The organism is Collinsella sp. LCP21S3_D3, assembly GCF_052118305.1.
Lineage (GTDB): Bacteria > Actinomycetota > Coriobacteriia > Coriobacteriales > Coriobacteriaceae > Collinsella.
Map to the genome: position 1 here is coordinate 1 of NZ_JBQKHK010000040.1, position 2,461 is coordinate 2,461.

A 2,461-nucleotide genomic window follows, 5' to 3' on the forward strand; every position below is an offset into this window, starting at 1 on the left:
TGTGTTTCGTCAAGAGGATTTGAGCAAAAAGATCATCGGAAATTGAGCAGCCTGAGCATCGGAAGCGCGCACGCTTTTTGAGCGGCTAGCCCTCCTGCATGAGGGCATGGCGGACGCGGTAGGACTCGCCGCGGAACTGGACGAGCCTCCCGTGGTGGACGATGCGGTCGATCACGGCGGCGGCCATCTGGTCGTCCCCGAACACCGACCCCCACCTGCTGAACTCCAGGTTCGTGGTGATTACCACCGACTGCCTCTCGTATGCGTCGGCGAAGACCTGGAAGAGCAGCCTCGCCCCGTCCGAGTCGAGCGGGAGAAACCCGAGCTCGTCGATGACGAGCAGGCGGGCCTTGCCGATGAGCGCGGCCTCCCGGTCGAGCCTCCCGTCGTCGCGGGCGCGCCTCAGGCGCATCACGAGCGAGGACGCCGTGAAGAAGCGCGCCTCGAGCCTCCTCTCGCACGCCAGCGCGCAGAGGGCCGACGCCATGTGCGTCTTGCCGGTGCCGACGTCGCCCATGAGCACGAGGTCCTCCCTGCGCTCGACGAAGTCGAGCGCGAGCAGCGACTCGCGCCCCATGCCCTCCGGCCACGACACGGCCGACCAGTCGTAGCCGTCGAAGGTCTTGGGCGCCGGCAGCGCGCAGCGCCTGAGCAGCGTCGCGCGCTTCGAGGCCTCGCGGCTGGACCTCTCCGCCTCGAGGTAGCCCGCCAGGTACTCCACCTGTTTCGGGGTGCCGAGCCTCGACCACTCCTCCAGGACGGCGGTGGTGAGCGAGCACGACCGCCCGGCCTCCACGACCCTGCGGGCCAGCTCCTCGCTAGCGGCCATCGGCGACCGCCCCCTTCAGGAACCCGTCGTAGACCGACAGGTCGGCCCCGCCGGCCCCGCCGCCGCCTCCCGCGATACGCCTCGCCAGCACGTCGACCGTGGCGTCGTCGGGGACGCGGCCGCCCTCGACGACCCTGAGCGCCGCCTCGCATGCCGCCTCGAAGCCCGAGGACTCGCTCGCCCGGCCGATCGACCTGAGCGTGCGCCTCCTGCCGGCGGAGTCCATCCGGTCGATCCCCTCGACGAGCCCCGGCGGCATGTCGCGCCTGATCGTCGACTCCCCGAAGGCCCTCGGCCTGGCGATGATGGCGGGCACGAGCGAGAGGGGGTTCCGGACCGCGGGGCCCTCCCCGAAGGCCCTGGGGAGGACGGCGACCCGGCGGCCGCGGTCGGCGAGGATCTCCACCGTCGTCGCGCGCATGCCGACGAGCAGGCTCCGCCCGTGCCAGGCGGGCCCGGCGACGTACTCGCGCCCGTCGGCCTCGACGTAGCCGCGCTTGTCGGCGCGGGCGGTGATCCACCTCACCGCGTCGAACTCCACGCCGGGAAGGGCGCGCATGGCGGCGAGGTCCTCCCGGTAGGCCTCCCCGTGCGGCCTGCCGTCGCGGCAGCGCGACTCCGCGTTGATCCTCGCGCATCCCTCGGCGAGGAACGCGTTGAGCTCGGGGAGCGTGCCGAACGCCGGCACGGGGACGAGGAGGTTGCGCCGGAGGAACCCCACGGCGTTCTCGACGGAGCCCTTCTCGTTTCCCGAATAGGGGTTGCAGTACCGGCTCTCGAAGCGGTAGTGGGCCCTGAACTGCGAGAACAGCCTCGATTCCGTGACCTCGCCGCGTACCATCCTGCCCGCCTCGGTGGCGTTGTCGAGCACCATCGCAGCCGGGGCGCGGCCCCAGCGGCGGAAGATCTCGAGCAGCCCGGCGCACAGGCACTCCGACCTCTGCGACATGAGGGCGACGCACTGCCGGTCGTTCGAGTGCGGGAGCGTCGCGACCAGCAGCTTGAGGTCGAGGGTCCTCCCGCCGACCGCGGCGCGGAAGTTCCCGAAATCGACCTGGCAGGTGCCGGGCGCCCACTCGAGCTCGAGGTACCCCTCTCCGCCCGCCGCCGCCCGGGCGAGCCTGAGCTCGCGGACGAACCTCTGCACGGTGGAGTACGAGCCGCCGTAGCCGCGCTCGGCGACGAGCCTGTCGTAGATCCGCCTGGCGGTGTGGCGCTGCTTCCTCGGGGCCCCGAGGTCGGCCTCGAGAACGCCCGCGACCCATTCCTCGTTGCCCTCGAGCGCGGGCCTGCCCCTCCTCCGGGGCATCGGCGCGGCGGGCGACATGTCCTCCATGTCGGCGTACTTCGCCACGGTGTTCCGGCTCACGTGGAGCACTCGGGCGATCTCGGACCTCGAGCGCCCGGCGGCATCCATCGACCGTATATCATTCACTGTGTCCAGGGGCACGGTCATCTCCTCCATCCTTCCCGGGCGGGCTCGCCAAAGTAACCGCCCGGGGAAACCATACGGCGAGGGCCGCGCCCCCGGTCCCCGGGGCGCGGCCCTCTTGCTTAAACTGCTCAATTTTTCGTGCTCACGGTGCTCATTTCCCAGTGATCACTCGGACCACTTCTTAGTGAACATCAACA

At 70.6% G+C, this 2,461-nt stretch carries 2 protein-coding genes; both read right to left on the reverse strand.

Annotated elements, in window-relative coordinates; genetic code table 11:
* Positions 1-85: 85 nt before the first annotated feature.
* A complete protein-coding gene (istB, locus tag ACTQ1S_RS09195) occupies positions 86-829 on the reverse strand; it encodes an IS21-like element helper ATPase IstB (RefSeq protein ID WP_441069484.1) in 744 nt (247 codons plus the stop codon).
* Positions 819-2,279 carry an IS21 family transposase gene (gene istA, locus ACTQ1S_RS09200; RefSeq protein WP_441547556.1) on the reverse strand — a complete coding sequence of 487 codons (1,461 nt, stop codon included), beginning with the start codon at positions 2,277-2,279 and terminating at the stop codon, positions 819-821. The genes istB and istA overlap by 11 nt, the downstream gene beginning before the upstream one ends.
* Positions 2,280-2,461: the final 182 nt, after the last annotated feature.